The 17,829-nt window shown below is 35.6% G+C and carries 10 protein-coding genes and 8 tRNA genes; 17 read left to right on the plus strand and 1 reads right to left on the minus strand.

The window, feature by feature from the left end; genetic code table 11:
* Positions 1-239: 239 nt before the first annotated feature.
* The gene (locus KMW28_RS08080) at positions 240-1,916 is read right to left on the minus strand and encodes an alanine/glycine:cation symporter family protein (protein WP_066208480.1); all 1,677 of its coding nucleotides are present in this window, start codon (positions 1,914-1,916) and stop codon (positions 240-242) included.
* Between the two features lie 419 nt (positions 1,917-2,335).
* Between KMW28_RS08080 and thrS the strand changes: the two genes are divergently transcribed.
* The 17 genes from thrS to KMW28_RS08165 all read left to right on the plus strand — a co-directional run bounded on the left by thrS (position 2,336) and on the right by KMW28_RS08165 (position 17,718).
* A complete protein-coding gene (gene thrS, locus KMW28_RS08085) occupies positions 2,336-4,261 on the plus strand; it encodes a threonine--tRNA ligase (RefSeq protein ID WP_169664655.1) in 1,926 nt (641 codons plus the stop codon).
* 86 nt (positions 4,262-4,347) lie between these two features.
* The gene (gene lhgO, locus KMW28_RS08090) at positions 4,348-5,553 is read left to right on the plus strand and encodes an L-2-hydroxyglutarate oxidase (RefSeq protein ID WP_169664654.1); all 1,206 of its coding nucleotides are present in this window, start codon (positions 4,348-4,350) and stop codon (positions 5,551-5,553) included.
* A gap of 178 nt (positions 5,554-5,731) precedes the next feature.
* A tRNA-Val gene (locus KMW28_RS08095) sits at positions 5,732-5,809 on the plus strand.
* A 20-nt stretch (positions 5,810-5,829) separates the two neighbouring features.
* Positions 5,830-5,904 (plus strand) — tRNA-Val (locus KMW28_RS08100).
* Positions 5,905-5,922: 18 nt separating this feature from the next.
* Positions 5,923-6,000: transfer RNA gene (locus KMW28_RS08105), tRNA-Val, on the plus strand.
* Positions 6,001-6,020: 20 nt separating this feature from the next.
* Positions 6,021-6,095: transfer RNA gene (locus KMW28_RS08110), tRNA-Val, on the plus strand.
* An 18-nt stretch (positions 6,096-6,113) separates the two neighbouring features.
* Positions 6,114-6,191 (plus strand) — tRNA-Val (locus tag KMW28_RS08115).
* A 20-nt stretch (positions 6,192-6,211) separates the two neighbouring features.
* Positions 6,212-6,286: transfer RNA gene (locus tag KMW28_RS08120), tRNA-Val, on the plus strand.
* Between the two features lie 16 nt (positions 6,287-6,302).
* A tRNA-Val gene (locus KMW28_RS08125) sits at positions 6,303-6,380 on the plus strand.
* Between the two features lie 22 nt (positions 6,381-6,402).
* Positions 6,403-6,477, plus strand: a tRNA-Val gene (locus KMW28_RS08130).
* Between the two features lie 175 nt (positions 6,478-6,652).
* Complete coding sequence (guaB, locus tag KMW28_RS08135; protein WP_066208473.1) at positions 6,653-8,128, plus strand: IMP dehydrogenase; 1,476 nt, start codon at positions 6,653-6,655, stop codon at positions 8,126-8,128.
* Between the two features lie 173 nt (positions 8,129-8,301).
* On the plus strand, positions 8,302-9,576 hold the full coding sequence (locus KMW28_RS08140; RefSeq protein ID WP_169664653.1) for a replication-associated recombination protein A: 1,275 nt from the start codon (positions 8,302-8,304) through the stop codon (positions 9,574-9,576).
* 235 nt (positions 9,577-9,811) lie between these two features.
* The gene (locus tag KMW28_RS08145) at positions 9,812-10,642 is read left to right on the plus strand and encodes an aldo/keto reductase family protein (RefSeq protein ID WP_084005806.1); all 831 of its coding nucleotides are present in this window, start codon (positions 9,812-9,814) and stop codon (positions 10,640-10,642) included.
* Between the two features lie 158 nt (positions 10,643-10,800).
* On the plus strand, positions 10,801-12,159 hold the full coding sequence (locus KMW28_RS08150; protein ID WP_169664652.1) for a hypothetical protein: 1,359 nt from the start codon (positions 10,801-10,803) through the stop codon (positions 12,157-12,159).
* A 47-nt stretch (positions 12,160-12,206) separates the two neighbouring features.
* Entirely contained in the window at positions 12,207-15,362 is a 3,156-nt protein-coding gene (locus tag KMW28_RS08155) for an nSTAND1 domain-containing NTPase (protein ID WP_169664651.1), read from the plus strand.
* A 90-nt stretch (positions 15,363-15,452) separates the two neighbouring features.
* On the plus strand, positions 15,453-16,460 hold the full coding sequence (locus KMW28_RS08160; protein ID WP_183363932.1) for a porin family protein: 1,008 nt from the start codon (positions 15,453-15,455) through the stop codon (positions 16,458-16,460).
* A gap of 1 nt (position 16,461) precedes the next feature.
* Positions 16,462-17,718, plus strand: a complete 1,257-nt coding sequence (locus KMW28_RS08165) for a hypothetical protein (RefSeq protein WP_169664649.1) — start codon at positions 16,462-16,464, stop codon at positions 17,716-17,718.
* The last annotated feature ends 111 nt before the right edge of the window (positions 17,719-17,829 follow it).

The following is a 17,829-nucleotide window of genomic DNA, read 5'->3' on the forward strand; positions in this document are numbered from 1 at the left end:
ATGATTATTTCCTCAAATGTGTAAAATGTTAATGACATAATCATTAAATATCATTTGTTAATAATAAGATTATTGTATATTTGAATTAGTCAAAAGTTAAGGCTTTGTCTTAATCCTTTGTCTTCATAGCTGGTTGAAATCGTGAACTTAACAGTTTACGTCTTTATGTTACTACATAAAGTAAAACGCCCAACATTTCATTTGAAATGTTGGGCGTTTTTTTATCTGAAAAGCCGCTATTAAATGTCGGCTCCGAACTTCGATTTCATATGGTCTTTATATTCTGATAGACTACTCTTCATGTCCTTACTTAATATCAAAATACCGATAAGGTTAGGGATAGTCATTAGTGCTATGGTAATTCCGGAAAGTGTCCAGATAATTGTAGTATCAGCAAAAGAACCAACAAAGAAAGCCACTACATATACACCTCTGTAATATATTACAGATTTCGGTCCTAATAAAAACGTCATGGCTCTATCACCATAATACGACCATGAAATGGCTGTAGAAAAGGCGAATAACAAAAGACCAATAGATACAATGAATTTACCTTTTTCTCCGAAGTAACTTCTTTTAAAGGCTTCACTTGTAAGTGGTGAACTGTGAATTAATGATTTGCCATTAATGACCAATTTATCTAGCCAATTGATTTTACCATCAACTACTTCTAGCTTACCTGAGAACTTCTCTCCATCATAGCTGATCATTACATTTTCAGCAAGAGATCGTGCATGGATAAGAGAAACAGAGTTCATGATCTTACCATTCACCACTTCCAATGAACCATTAAATAAAGGTAATTTTTCTTCTCCACTCACATGCTTTGCAAGAAGCAAACGGTCATTATTTGGATTGCTTTTGTTGTCATCATATTGTTGACTCAAAACAACCAAGTCTGTTTGTTGGAATTTGTTGTCTAACTTTTCTCTCCAAACATTCGATGAAAGAAGGGCAAGACCTGTTAAAGAACAGATCAGAATAGTATCAATAAATGGCTCTAAGATGGCTACCATACCTTCAGAAACAGGTTCTTTTGTTTTTGCAGAAGCATGGGCAATTGGTGCAGAACCTTGTCCGGCCTCGTTAGAGAAAAGACCTCTGTTGACACCTCTATTAAATGCGTAAGCTAATGACGCTCCAAGGAAACCACCTGTAGCTGAAGTGCCACTAAATATATCAGACATGATTCTACTGATAGAATCAGGAATGTTTTCAATGTTATAAAAAATTACTGCAATACAGCCAATAAAGTAAACAACAGCCATTAAAGGCACTAGTTTTTCAGTTACCGCTGCAATTCTACTAATACCTCCTAGAATTACAAAAGCTAATAATACAGAAAGGATTGCTCCCGTTATATATGTTTCTATACCAAATGTGGCATGAATAGAAGAGGCAATACTGTTTACTTGAGGAAGGTTACCCGTGCCAAAAGAAGATAATACAGTAGCTATGGCAAAAATTACTGCCAACCATTTCATGTTCAATTTGTTTTTCATGAAATACATTGGTCCACCTGCCATGGTTCCGTCTGCTGTTTTTTCTCTGTATTTATGAGATAATGATACTTCGACAAATTTTGTCGTCATACCAAAAAAGGCAGTCACGATCATCCAAAATAAGGCTGCGGGTCCACCAAGGTGAATAGCTAATGCTACACCAGCAATGTTACCCGTACCAACAGTACCTGAAAGAGCTGTTGCTAAGGCTTGGAAGTGTGAAGTGTCACCTTCATCATCACTCTCGTCAAACTTGCCTCGAACTACATCAAGTGCATGTTTAAAGAAACGTATCTGAGGAAACTTTAAGTAAATTGTGAAAAATAAGCCTGTTAGCAATAGTAGTGCAACAAACCAATTAGAACCACCGATATAACTGTCGATTAGACTTAATATCTCGTTTAATTGTTGCATTTTTTAAATAAATAATTGAAAGTATGTGAATAATATAGAATTGCGAAAATAGGAAAGAAAAGGGGGAATCCTAAAAATTTTATAATATCATATAAAAAAATCAATAAATCGGAGGTGATTTTTAGATGCTTTATCATTTATGTTTTGTTATAAAAAATTTAGTAAATAAACTCGTCAATGATTTTCATTCCTAAAATGAACAGGTGGGTAAGATTACTTTAGGAAAGTAATCCATAAATCTTTTTTATAGATATGTAGTTAAAGTATTAATATTTAAGTTATAACACTTATTCTATTTATTTGTAAGGAAAAAAGCGGTAAATATGTTAGCTTGCACATCGAAATTCTCACAGCAAATTTTGTGGTCAGTTGTAGGGGCACAAATGGGGGGATTTAAAAATTAAAATTTATATACCACAATGATTAAAATTACATTACCGGATAATTCGGTAAGAGAGTTCGAAAGCGGAGCGTCTTCATTGGATGTAGCAAAGAGCATCAGTGAAGGATTGGCTAGAAATGTACTAGCAGCAGAAGTAAATGGAGAAGTTTGGGATGCTACCAGACCATTGACCGCAGACTCAAATGTAAAATTATTAACGTGGAATGATACGGATGGCAAGCAAACTTTTTGGCATTCATCAGCTCACTTAATGGCAGAAGCTTTAGAAGCTTTATACCCTGGTGTAAAATTGGGTATCGGACCTTCTATCGAGAATGGTTTCTACTATGATGTAGATTTCGGTGATCATGAATTCTCATCTGAGGAACTAGTCAATGTAGAGAAGAAAATGAAAGAACTAGCAAAGAAAAAGAATATCTACGTGCGCGAGGATATTTCTAAATCTGATGCTGTTCAATATTTCGAAGAAAAAGAAGATCCATACAAATTAGACCTTTTAGAAGGTTTAGAGGATGGACAGATCACTTTTTACAAGCAAGGAGAGTTTACCGATTTATGTCGTGGACCACACATTCCTCATACAGGTTTTATCAAAGCAATTAAATTGATGTCTGTTGCAGGCGCTTACTGGAGAGGTGATGAGAAAAATAAAATGTTGACTCGTATCTACGGTATTACATTCCCCAAAGCAAAGGAATTAACAGAGTACTTAGAGAGATTAGAGGAAGCAAAGAAAAGAGATCACAGAAAAGTAGGTCAAGAGCTAGATTTATTTACTTTCTCTCAAAGAGTAGGTCAAGGTCTTCCACTTTGGTTACCAAAAGGTACTACTTTAAGAGAGCGTTTAGAAAACTTCCTTAGAAAAGCACAACAAAAAGCAGGATACCAACAGGTAGTGACTCCACATATCGGATCAAAAGATCTATATGTTACTTCAGGTCACTATGCTAAATACGGTGAGGATTCATTCCAACCAATTCATACTCCACACGAAGGTGAAGAGTATTTATTGAAACCAATGAACTGTCCTCATCACTGTGAAATTTACAGATCTAGACCTCGTTCGTATAGAGATCTTCCTGTAAGATTAGCAGAATTTGGTACTGTATATAGGTATGAGCAATCAGGTGAGTTACACGGATTGACTAGGGTACGTGGTTTTACTCAAGATGATGCTCACTTATTCTGTCGTCCTGATCAAGTAAAAGAAGAATTTGGTAAAGTAATCGACTTGGTACTTTATGTATTTAAATCTTTAGGTTTTGATGATTACTTGGCACAAATCTCTTTGCGTGATAAAGAAGATAGAGCGAAGTATATCGGTAATGAATCAGATTGGGATAGAGCTGAAAAAGATATCGAAGAGGTAGCAGCTGAGAAAGGTTTAAAGACAGTGGTAGAATATGGCGAAGCTGCATTCTATGGTCCAAAACTAGACTTTATGGTGCGTGATGCTTTAGGTAGATCTTGGCAGTTAGGTACTATCCAAGTGGATTATCAATTACCACAACGTTTCGAATTAGAATACAAAGATTCTGATAACTCAATGAAACGTCCGGTAATGATTCACCGTGCGCCATTTGGGTCAATGGAACGTTTCATTGCTATTCTAATTGAGCACACAGGTGGTAATTTCCCATTATGGTTAGCACCAGAGCAATTTACTTTACTTCCAGTTTCTGATAAATACAATGATTATGCATACGATGTATTGTCAACTTTAGAAGAAGCAGGGTTTACTGGTAATGTAGATGCACGTGCTGAGAAAATTGGTAGAAAAATCCGTGATGCAGAAGTTCAGAAAACACCATACATGTTAATTGTTGGTGAAAAAGAAATGGACGGTAATGCAGTTTCAGTAAGAAAGAAAGGTGAAGGTGATATCGGTACTATGTCAGTAACTGATTTCGTTGAGCTTTTCAAAAAAGAAACAGCGGTATAACCTATAAATAATTGAATCAATGAGCTATCAGAAATTTTTTGATAGCTCATTGTTGATTTAAATAACAAACTAAAATAACAACAAAGATGGTCTATGATGTAATCATTGTGGGTGCTGGTATTGTCGGCATGGCTACCGCAATGAAGATTAAACAACAGAAGCCAGATTTTAAAGTACTTGTACTTGAAAAAGAGGGTGACGTAGCACAACATCAAACAGGACATAATAGTGGGGTGATTCATTCTGGACTATATTATAAACCGGGATCCCATAAAGCATTAAACTGTATTGATGGTTACAATCAATTAATCAAATTCTGTGATGAGGAAGGTGTAAACTACGATTTATGTGGAAAAATTGTAGTAGCTACTGATCAAAAGGAATTGGATAACTTAAATACACTTTATGAAAGAGGTGTAGAAAATGGTTTAAAAAACCTAAAGCGACTTACAGCTGCTCAGATTAAAGAATATGAGCCCTACTGTAATGGTATTGCAGGTTTACATGTGCCTCAAACAGGTATTATTGATTATACTGAGGTAACAAAAAAATATTTAGAGGTATTTCAAGATCGGTTAGGAGGAGATATTCGCTTTCATAGTAAAGTTGAAGAAATTCGCTTGGGAAGTATCGGTGTTGAAGTAATTACTGGTAGAGAAACATTCAGATCGAAATTAGTAGTCAACTGTGCAGGTTTATATAGTGATAGAATTGCTCAATTGGCATTAAAGAAATTGGATGTGCGTATCATTCCTTTTAGAGGGGAATACTACGAAATTAAGCCGAATAAACATTATTTGGTGAAAAACTTAATCTATCCTGTACCAGATCCTGCCTTTCCATTCCTAGGAGTTCACTTTACTAGAATGATTAATGGAGGAGTAGAAGCGGGACCAAATGCAGTGCTAGCTTATAAACGTGAAGGCTATAAGAAAACTGATGTTAACATTTCTGAACTAACGGAGTCTTTGACTTGGAAAGGATTCTTAAAAGTAGCATCAAAATATTGGCCTACAGGTTTAGGTGAAGTCTATAGATCATACTCAAAAGCAGCCTTTACAAAAGCATTACAACGTTTACTGCCTGATTTAAAGCAATCTGACTTAAAAGTAGGTGGTTCTGGCGTACGTGCACAAGCATGTGATAAAAATGGAGGATTAATCGACGATTTCTTATTTGTTGAAGAAGATCGTATGATTAATGTGCTAAATGCACCTTCTCCAGCAGCTACATCATCATTAGCTATTGGTGATACGATCGCTGCTAAGGCCATTAAAAGGTTAGAGAAATAATATATTCAATGCGTATGAAGAAATAAAGTTGAAAAATTTTATTTTTTTATACGCTTGAAATTCAGTCTTTAGTTATGTCATTTACTTTTTTTTACACTAGAATGTTTGTAACTAAAAGATCTCCTCTTACCTTTGCACTCGCAATGACACAAACGGTGTCAAGAAAAACAGATTTAATGGGATGTTAGCTCAGTTGGTTTAGAGCACCTGCCTTACAAGCAGGGGGTCATTGGTTCGAATCCAATACGTCCCACCATTTACACAGAAGGTGTATTTGGGGTGTTAGCTCAGTTGGTTTAGAGCACCTGCCTTACAAGCAGGGGGTCACTGGTTCGAATCCAGTACGCCCCACGATCAGAATTATTTATTGGGATGTTAGCTCAGTTGGTTTAGAGCACCTGCCTTACAAGCAGGGGGTCATTGGTTCGAATCCAATACGTCCCACCACTTACACAGAAGGTGTATTTGGGGTGTTAGCTCAGTTGGTTTAGAGCACCTGCCTTACAAGCAGGGGGTCACTGGTTCGAATCCAGTACGCCCCACGATCAGAATTATTTATTGGGATGTTAGCTCAGTTGGTTTAGAGCACCTGCCTTACAAGCAGGGGGTCATTGGTTCGAATCCAATACGTCCCACCATTTACACGGAAGGTGTATTTGGGGTGTTAGCTCAGTTGGTTTAGAGCACCTGCCTTACAAGCAGGGGGTCACTGGTTCGAATCCAGTACGCCCCACACAGAAATATTTATTGGGATGTTAGCTCAGTTGGTTTAGAGCACCTGCCTTACAAGCAGGGGGTCATTGGTTCGAATCCAATACGTCCCACCAATCTACACATTAGGTGTAAATTGGGATGTTAGCTCAGTTGGTTTAGAGCACCTGCCTTACAAGCAGGGGGTCACTGGTTCGAATCCAGTACGTCCCACAAAAAAGACAAGGACATACTTGAAGTTACAAGTATGTCCTTTTTTTGTTGCCTGAAAATCAATTTTTTACGTTTTATACTTTATTCAGAAAAAATTATTAGAAATATAATTGAGAAACCGATTAAAGTTATAATTTTGCATCGCAAATAATAACAGTTAAATTATTTGCTTCAAATGGCTATCGATCCAAGTAAAGTTTTGTATGAAGCACTCACATATGATGATGTGCTTTTAAGACCAGGTTTCTCAGAAATTCTTCCTCGAGACACTACAACAAAAACAATGTTGACAAAAAACATCTCTCTGAACATTCCTTTAGTTTCAGCAGCGATGGATACAGTAACAGAGGCCGACCTGGCAATCGCTATGGCATTGGAAGGTGGATTAGGTTTTATCCACAAGAACATGACCATCCAGCAACAAGCTTCCCAAGTACGAAAAGTCAAGCGTTCTCAGTCAGGGATGATTTTAGATCCTGTGACGTTAACAGCAAATAAAACATTATTCGAGGCTAACGAATTAATGAGGGAATACAAGATTGGCGGTATTCCAGTGGTAGATGATGAGGGTATCCTTATCGGTATTCTAACAAACAGAGATTTAAGATTCCAAAAAGATTTATCGATTGCAGTGAAAGATGTGATGACTAGAGGAGAGTTGATCACTGCTGCTGATGGCGTAACTTTGGAAGAGGCTCAAGAAATCCTTCAAGAGCACAAAATCGAAAAACTTCCTATCGTAAGTAAGTCAAACAAATTAGTTGGACTAATCACTTACAAGGATATCCTTAAAAACAAGAATAGACCTAACGCTTGTAAAGATAAATACGGTCGTTTAAGAGTAGGTGCTGCAGTAGGTGTAACTGGAGACATCATGGAAAGAGTTTCTGAACTAAAAGCTGCAGGTGTAGACGTTATTGGTATCGATACTGCACACGGTCACTCTAAAGGAGTAATCGACTGTCTGAAAAAAGTGAAGAAAGAATTCCCAGATTTAGACGTAATCGTAGGTAACATCGCAACAGCAGAAGCAGCGAAAGCATTGGCTGAAGCAGGTGCTGATGGTATCAAAGTAGGTGTAGGTCCTGGTTCTATCTGTACTACACGTGTAATTGCAGGTGTAGGTGTACCACAGTTATCAGCTGTATTCGAAGCAGCGTCTGTATTGAAAGATATGGGTGTTCCTTTTATTGCTGATGGTGGTGTTAGATTCTCAGGTGATTTAGTGAAAGCTATCGCAGGTGGTGCTAACGTGGTAATGATTGGTTCATTATTAGCAGGTACAGATGAATCTCCAGGAGATATGATCATCTTCGAAGGGCGTAAGTTTAAAGCGTACCGTGGTATGGGTTCAGTAGAAGCCATGAACCAAGGTTCGAAAGACCGTTACTTCCAAGATGCAGAAGACGACATTAAAAAACTAGTTCCAGAAGGTATCGCAGGTCGTGTACCTTACAAAGGAAAAGTAGAAGAAGTATTGTATCAATTAGTAGGTGGCCTTAAAGCAGGTATGGGATACTGTGGCGCAGGTACTATTGAACAATTGCATGAAGCTAAATTTGTGAAAATTACTGGTGCAGGTGTGAAAGAATCTCACCCACACGATGTAACAATTACAAGAGAAGCTCCAAACTATTCTTCTAAATCATAGTTTTTAGAGCATATTAGTAAAAGGCCAAGTGATGTATCGCTTGGCCTTTTTTTTATACTTAATTCTCAATAAGTATTAACTAATCTTCTCAGTTCTAAAAAATTAAACAATTGCTATAAAAAGAATCATTTTTTGATTTAAATTGCAACATCAATTAATAAAATAAAATAATCATGATAGTAGCTACCCCATTAGCAGAACGTATGCGTCCTAGATCGATTCAGGAAGTGGCAGGTCAGAAACACTTGCTAGGCCCTGATGGTGTATTTACAAGAATGGTCGAAAGCAAGACGATTCCATCTATGATTTTATGGGGCCCTCCAGGGGTGGGTAAAACAACATTAGCTAGACTATTGGCAGAATCGACTAAAAGACCTTTTAAAACACTAAGTGCGGTCAGTGCTGGTGTGAAAGAAGTGAGAGAGGTGATCAAAGAAGCAAGTTTTGCCTATGGTACAATTTTATTTATTGATGAGATCCATCGTTTTTCAAAGTCTCAACAAGATGCCTTATTGAACGCAGTAGAAAAAGGCATTATCACTTTAGTAGGGGCAACCACTGAGAATCCTTCTTTTGAAGTCAATTCCGCTTTAATATCAAGATCTCAGGTATATGTTCTAGAAAACTTAAGGAAAGATGATTTGCTTCAATTAGTGAATCGTGCTATAAAGGATGATGTGGTGTTAAAAAAGAAGAACATCAACATAAAAGAGCATAGAGCATTACTAAGATACTCTGGAGGTGATGCAAGACGTCTGATGAACCTTTTGGAGTTGTCTATTGAAGCAGCTAAAGAAAATGAAGCAGGGGAATACGAAGTGAATGATGATTTAGTGGCTTTAATAGCACAGGAAAAGGCCGTTCATTACGATAAAAAAGGAGATGCTCATTATGATATCATTTCAGCTTTTATTAAATCAATTCGAGGATCCGACCCCAACGCCGCAGTATATTGGCTAGCAAGAATGATTGAAGGAGGTGAAGATCCTAAATTTATAGCAAGACGTTTGATTATTTCCGCATCAGAAGATATAGGTAATGCAAACCCTACTGCTTTAATTATGGCAAATAACTGTATGCAAGCCGTACATTTTGTGGGTATGCCCGAAGGAAGAATCATATTATCACAAACGACCACTTATTTGGCTTGTTCTCCAAAGAGTAATGCAGCTTATGCAGCAGTAAAAGACGCACAGAAAATTGTAAAGACTACAGGGGATTTACCTGTGCCATTACATTTGAGAAATGCTGCTACATCTTTAATGAAGGAATTAGGGTATGGAGATGCATATATATATCCCCACAACGATCCTCAAGGATTCCAACCACAGGAATATATGCCGGAAAGTTTAGAAGGGAAGATCATTTATCAGCCAAAACAAAACCCTAGAGAGCAAGAAATGCTGAAGAGACTTCAAAATATGTGGAAAAATAAGTATCAATATTAAAAAGGTGATATTAATTACCATTATCGCAAGATAAGTGTTAAAAACACCTTTCAAAATAACTGTAAATAATATTTATCACGATTAAGTGTAGTTTTGACTGATATTAAACCATACTAACTGCTGATATTTGTCAATGTTTGTAAAGAATTAAAGAATGATATTGCTAATGTAATAACACAAACACACACATTCGCAACGATTAATTAACAATAGACAACCATTAGACAGCAGTATTATGATTAGCATTAAAAGACGTAAGTTCAATATCTTTGATATGAACGGTACTTTCACACTCAGAAATACCGTAAAAATGCCTTTCTTAGGAATGAACATCTCCCAAATTTCAGAAGGCATGCCAATTTACAATGCGACAAAGAGAGCTCTACAAATTGGTTATAGATATTTTGACTGTGCCACTCGATATAATAATATGATCGGATTCGGAAAAGCGATTAACGAATCGGCAATCGACAGAGACCAATTATTTGTTTCATTAAAAGTGGGAGATGAATTCCATGGTTTTGATAACACCATCAACGTATTTAACGAGACATTAAGAAAAGCAGGATTGACCTACATCGATCTATTAATGATCGAACATCCTCTTGATGAATCGACAGAAGAAACTTGGAGAGCATTAGAACAGCTTTATGTTGAAAGAAGAGTTAGAGCAATTGGTGTTTGTAATTTCACTATTACACAATTAGAGCAATTAATTGATCATGCTGATGTATTCCCTGTCGCTAATCAAATAGAATTTAATCCAATGGTATTGGATCCAGAAATGATGAAATACTGTGAAAATAATGGTATACAACTCATTTCTATAGGTGCATTAAAGCATGGAAAGGTATTAGAACTACCAGAAGTAGTGAAGATAGCCGAAAAATACAATGTAGCTCCTTGTCAAATTGCATTAAGATGGATTTTACAAAGTGGAGTGGTGACTTTACCACAAGCTGAAGAGAGAGATCATTTACTTAGAAATTCTGCTTTATTCAATATTGAATTATCTGATGAAGATATGGAGTTATTGGATGGAATCTCAAATGCTGAATTAGTATAATTCTAATATTATTATAGATTTTTAATATAAAATAGGTTTAACGTTGCGTTAGACCTATTTTTTTACGTATTTACCGTGCTGTTAATAACTGTTATGGAATATCTTTTGTAGAATATGTAAACAAACAACTACTGAAGAGCTAATTTGAATTTTTCTCTATGCTTATACAAATCGAATGTGTAACTACTCAAAATGATCTTAGTGAACAACACCAAGAGTTAGGGTACTTACTTTCAGATGCGTTACAAGTATCCTTTAAAGAAATGAAAGGTGTTTCTGTAGAGACTAGAGTAGGATACACACAAACAGTTTTAGTGGAGGCTGATATTGTTGTCTATTTTTTAGTGGATAATGAAGCATATCTGAATGATGTTATCCTAGATTCATCAAAGAAGAACTATAAACTCTTATTGCATGATATACCAAATAACCAACAACCTGATGCACTAAAAGGGTTGCAATCGTATTATCTTTCAAAATTTGAAACAAGAATTAATAAAAAAGTAACTCTAGAACTTCCTATTCAAGAAGGTTATAGAATTTATTTTTGGTTACTGATTTCAGATTTAGCGTTAGATATATATGAATATCAAATAGATAAAGTAGATTATCAAAGGAGTGTTTTTTTAGGAGAAACTTCAGATGATTTGAGAATGGAACGTTTACTCCTTAAAAGAGACTTAAAAGCATATGGATATCAAGTATATCCTACTGTTGATTATGGTCAAAATACGAACGATATATCTACTCAGCAATATCAAGATTTAAGTAAATCAACAGTAGCAATTCATCTTGCCGGAGGAAGAGATGGAACTGATTCTGATAACGAAGTTTTTTCTGTTCAGGAATGGGAGGAAAAAGTTACGGAAGAGTATGTTGGTGACCATCAAGAGACATTTAAAAAGTTAATTTGGGTGCCTCCAGCGATTCGATTTGAGTCGGACAAACGTAAGTTTTATGTTGAAAAACTATTGAAAAATATAGATGAACATGAACTTTCTTTAACGTTTAGAACAGATCTCGAAAAATTTAAATCAATAATTCATAGCGAATTAAGAGATTTAAGGCAAGAAAACTCATACGACGACGTTGATGATATGTATAAGCGTAAAGTTTATATAATGAATGATATCGTTGATAAAACCAAGGCCAATGGTCTAGCCTCGAAGTTAAATACAATGGGGTTTGGCGTATTGAAATTGGACACTGGACAAGGTGCGAAACTGATGAGAAGACAACATCAGAGACATTTACAGCTATGCAACAGTACAATTGTTTATGTTGATAATGCACCAATCGAGTGGATAAAAGCGAAGCTTCAAGATAATTTAAGAGCTTCAGGTTTAGGCAGAAAAGAGCCATTAAAAGTGAAAGCTATAGTTTGTTCTAGCTTTTCAATGGTTACAGAAATAACAGATCTATTAGAGCATAATCCCTTATATCAGTCAGTAGGGGTTTTCGCAGATGATGATGTAATGATTTCTGATGATTTAATCAGTTTTTTGTCAACTCTTTAAAAAGATTTTTTGTATTTTAAATAATATATTTCTCTAGCTGTTTTTAAATGAATTCTTTTTCATCATCAAATACTGAAACGCAAAAGTTAATCGTTGCAGGGCAGTTCAATCCATTTCCAGGATTGAGACCGTTCCGTACGGACGAGACTTTTTTGTTTTTTGGTAGAGATGGACAAACAGAAGAAGTCTTATGGAGACTAGAGAAAAATAGATTCGTAGCCGCTTTAGGTGCATCCGGTTCAGGTAAATCATCCCTAATTTATTGTGGTCTTATTCCAGCCCTTCAAGGGGGCTTCATGGAAAAGCAAGGTTCACAATGGAACGTGTCTACCTCAAGACCAGGAACAGACCCAATTCAAAATTTAGCAAAAGCAGTTTTAGAGTCTACTAAATCTTATCATAAAAAATCGGATGAGGATAAAGAGTTATTGCTGAATGTTGCGGTAACAATGCTGTTGTCATCATCAAAAGGTTTGGTAACTCTTGTAGAAAAGTTACAAGAAGAGGAAGGGGAGAATTTTCTGATATTAATTGATCAATTTGAGGAGTTATTTAGATTCTCAAGATTAGAGTCAGAAGATTTATCAATGGGAATGGCTTCGGCTTTTGTCAAATTATTAGTGGAAGCTACTAAGCAAGCCAAAGTACCAATTTATGTAGTGATGACTATGCGTTCTGACTATATTGGTGACTGTGCTAGATTCCCCGAGTTAACTTACCTTATCAATGAAAGTCATTACTTAATTCCTCAAATGACTCGTGTGCAGAAGCAAGAAGCCATTATGGGGCCAGCAGCTGTAGGAGGAGCAAAAATAAGTTCTAGACTTTTACAAAGACTTCTTAATGATTTAGGAGATACACAAGACCAATTGCCAATTATGCAACATGCCCTAATGAGGACATGGGAGTATTGGACGGGTCACTCAAATATTTCTGATGAATTAGATATTCATCACTACGAGGCCATAGGTGGTATGGCCGAGGCGTTATCCCAACACGCCGATGAGGCTTTCAGAGATTTATCTGAAGAAGAAAAAATCGTCTGTGAGAAAATATTCAAAGCCTTAACAGAAAAAGGAGAAGATGGTAGAGGTATTCGTCGCCCAACAAAAGTGAAGATACTTGCTCAAATTGCAGGTTCTGATGTTGATGTGATCGAAAATATTGTTGATTGTTTTAGAACAAACGGTCGTACTTTACTAACTCCTGATCAATCAGTAGAATTAACTACAGAATCTGTTGTTGATATTTCTCATGAATCTTTGATGCGTGTATGGATACGTTGTAGAGATTGGGTAGATGAAGAATTTGAAGCTGTAAAAATATACAAACGTTTATCGGAAGCTGCTGATTTATATCAACAAGGAAAAGCAAGTTTGTGGAGGCCACCTGATTTGTATATTGCTATTCAGTGGAGAGAAAGATTTAAACCAAATTTAGCTTGGGCAGTTCAATATGAACCGTCATATGAAAGGGCCATTACTTTTTTAAAGAACTCTCAGGAAGAATATGAGGAGGAACAAAGAGTAAAAGAACGCCTTCAGAAACGTATTGTCAAAAGAACAAAGATTATTGCTTTAATTCTTGCAGCAGCAACTATTGGAGCAATTATGCTTGTGATTTTTGCACAAATGAAAGCACGTGCGGCGGATATTGCCCGTGAAGAAGCTCAAGAATTTGGTGAACAAGCGAACAAAAATGCTAAAGCAGCGGAAGAGGCTTTAAAAAGAGCCGAAACTGAACAAAGAAAAGCGGAGGAAGCAGCAGATGAAGCACAACGACAAACTTTAATTGCTCAAGCGGCAAAAGATTCTGCTGAATACCAAAAGAATTTGGCTCTAGAGCAAACAAGACTTGCACTCTTAGCACAAACAGAAGCAGAGAATCAAAGATTAAATGCTGAAAAAGCGAAAGAGGAAGCTTTGGCGAGTGCTCAATTAGCAGAGGTGAGAACGAGAGAAGCTGAGATACAAAGATTGAACGCAGATGCTGCAAAAGCATCAGCCGATACTTTACGTTTCCTTTCTATTGCTCAAGCCCTAGCAGTAAAATCACTTCAAATAAAAGATCCAGCACAAAAAGCATTATTGGCATCCCAAGCTTATGCATTTAATGAACAGTATAAAGGATTAAATCCTCACCCGGATGTATTCCAAGGTTTATATCAATCAATTAAAAGCTTTAAAGGGGAGAACTTTAACCTTATGAAAGGTCATGAGGACTATGTAAGAACTTTATATTATGACCAAGAAGAAAAAACGCTATTTTCTGCAGGCTCTGATGGAGCAATTAGATCATGGAAAGATGGAAGTTTAGAATCCGAAATTCTTTCCGATGATAATGGTGTTGTGAGAGGATTAATCATATCAAGAGATAAAGGAAGAGCCGCTATTTACACTGAAAGTGGAAGCGTGAGAATTTTTAGCTATCCTGAATTTAAATCAATAAAGAAAATAAAAGTATCCAAAGGTCAATTATGGGCAGGTTCATTTGATCAGTTCGGAGATCGATTGTATGTAACAGGACAGAATAAGAAAATCTATTCTGTAGATACAGAGTCATTTGCGGTATCTGAATTCAAGACATCAAACTCAAAAATTACTTCTTTACATATTTCGAATTTAGATGGTAGCCTTTGGGCTACAAAAACTTCTGGAGAAGTATCAAAATATTGTTTAGACAATGCTTGTGATGAACTTGCAGTTTATGGTGGAAAAAATATAGCCGGAACGGCATTGGCATTTTCTTCTGATGGAAAAACGGTTGCATTAGGTTTTGAAGATGGTAAGTTAATTTTATGGGATCGACTAACTGGTACTGAAATAGATAACTTACAAGGTCATGATACTAAAGTAACAAGTTTAAAATTTGATGAAGAGAAGCACCGTTTAGTAAGTACAAGTTTGGATGGATCTGCCAGAATTTGGAATGTGGAGAAAGGTAGAACCAATGAATCTCCAATAATCCTAAATGATCTTGGTGCTTGGGCGTCCGAAGCCACATTTGCACACCATGGGGACTTACTTTATGTGGGGACCTCAGGACACGACTTAAGAAGATATGAATTAGATATTCCTACAATGTCTGATAATGTTTGTGGCTTAATGCAAAGAAAAGAAATGACGGATAAAGAATGGGTTAGATATGTAGGTGAAGGAATTGAAAACAGAAATGTCTGTAGTGGCGAAGCTCTAAACCAATAAACATTTTTTGATAAAACCATCAAATATCAATTATTTATGCGATTTCGAATATTGATGAAATACTATTTTTTGCTTGTTATCACATTTTTTATGCTTCAAAATTTACAAGCTCAAGAATGTGAAGAAGCTTATAATAAAGCTAATACTTTTTATACGGAAGGTAAATTATTGCAAGTACCAATGACATTACAGGATTGTATTGATCAAGGTTTTGAGTCTTCATCTAAGCAATTAAATGCAAGAAGACTTGTAATACTTTCTTACCTTTATTCTGATAATATAGAAGAGGCAGAAATAGCAATGCTTGCGTTGCTAAAAGAAAATTCTGAATACAAACCAACTTCCTCTGACCCTGCAGAACTAAGAAACCTATGGGGTAAATTTAGAACACGTCCAATTATGTCTTTTGGTGTTTTTGGAGGGGCGACTTATAATTCTGCTAATGTATCTCAAACTTACGGAGTAGGCCCAGAAGAAAACCATTCGGAAGTAGAATACAAACCTAATTTAAGTTTTAAAGTAGGTGTGTCCTATAATTATTTTTTAAGTAATAATGTTCAAATTAACATCTCCCCAAGTTATGAAAGTGTCGCCTTTCAAACGGAAGAAAACCCATTAGATATATCAGAATCTCTTCTAAAAGAAACTCAGAGTTTTATTGATATGCCTTTAGCAATCCGCTTTGTATTGCTACCAAATAAAAAATTGAGACCCTTTATAGGTGTAGGTGGTTCTGCAAAATTATTACTTAATGCTTCTATTGAAGGAGAAATGGTTTATGAAAGCCCTGATGTTGTAGATATTGAAGCAACTCCAATTGATATTACTAAACAAAGAAAAAATTTGATGTATGGAGCCATGTTACAGGCTGGTTTTTATTTAAAAACTAGGTACTCCCATTGGACTGTAATGGCTTCTTATTATTATGCCTTGCAGAATTTCAATAATCAAAATAATCGATATGATAATAACGAATTGATATTTAATTATGGTTATGTAGATAATGATGTAAGGATGGATGTACTTACGCTGACAGTTGGAATTTCCATCGATTTTTACAGACCTAAGATATATAGAAAGTATAGAAGCATTGATTAATATGAAAAGATATTTCTATTTAATATTGTTTTTTTGTTTGACCGCCTGTGAAACAGAAACTGCCTATGAAAAAGGTGAGACCTTCATTAAATTCTTTGGAACAGACGGAATGGAAGAAGGTGTAGATTTTTTTGTTGATAATGAAGGAATTTACTTACTGGGAAATACTGATAATTCTGGCAATTCAGATTTAAACTCTTCTGCTGTCTTAATATACACAGATTTAGATGGTAATGAGATTTGGTCAGAAGTCCTTAAACTTGGTCATGAAGATGGTAAAGAAATAACTGATAAAGCAGTTGGGATTACAAAATTGAACAATGGAGAGGTTGTCGTTTTAATTAATAGAACTGAGGATGGTATTGAGAAAGGAATATTAATCAATGTTGATCTGAATGCACCAAGTGCGAGTAATTATGTAGAAATAATTCCTACTGTTGAAGTGGTCAACAAAGTTAATTTTAATGATATACAATCAACTTCTGATAACGGTTTTATTATTATAGGTGAAGTGAGGAATTTCGAAAACCCTGATTCAAATATTAACGATTCTGATTGGGATATGATTTATATTAAATACGATCAATCGCTTAATAAAACTTTAGAAAGAATAAGAGGATTCGGGAATAATTCAGATGACTTTGGTAATTCCGTTGTAGAAGGACCAAACCAAAACTACTATTTGTTTGGTTCAGTTACTGTCGAAAAAGAGAACCCGGATACAGGTACAGAATTCATTTCAGATGTTAGAACTGTTAGGGTAAACAGTTTATTGGACATTGTATGGGATAAAAAATCATCCTCTAGCCTAAATGAGTATGGTTCTAAAATCGTTAATTATACAAATGTTAGATATGTATTAGGCGAACAAAAAGTGTCAGAACAAAATACTAATTTGATTTTTTCAGAATTAAATGAAAATGGAGACCCACTTTTTGTTCGAGACTTTGGTCATGCAGATATAAATAGGGCAGGTGATATGGTCATTACTCCGGATGGATGTTTTATAACAGGTGCTGCTTATGAAAATAATAATTATAATATTGTTATTTGGAAAGTATCTCATGAAGGAGATAAACTTTGGTCTAAGAGTTTTGGATTTGAAGGGGAAGATTTTGGTAGTAAGATTTTTGTTCAGAGTGACGGAAGTATTTTAGTTATTGGGACCGCAAATTTTGGTAGTCTATCAAAATTTTGTTTGATAAAAACAGATAAAAGCGGAAACTTATCCATCATTTCAGAAGAAAAAGAAATGTAATATTTTAGTAAAGAACCTACGTCGAAATTGACTTATTTACCAAAAAAGTCACTAAATAAACAAACATATTGCCTATTCTTACGTAAATTATTAAAAGTTAATAAAGTTTAA

This window comes from Flammeovirga yaeyamensis (assembly GCF_018736045.1).
Lineage (GTDB): Bacteria > Bacteroidota > Bacteroidia > Cytophagales > Flammeovirgaceae > Flammeovirga > Flammeovirga yaeyamensis.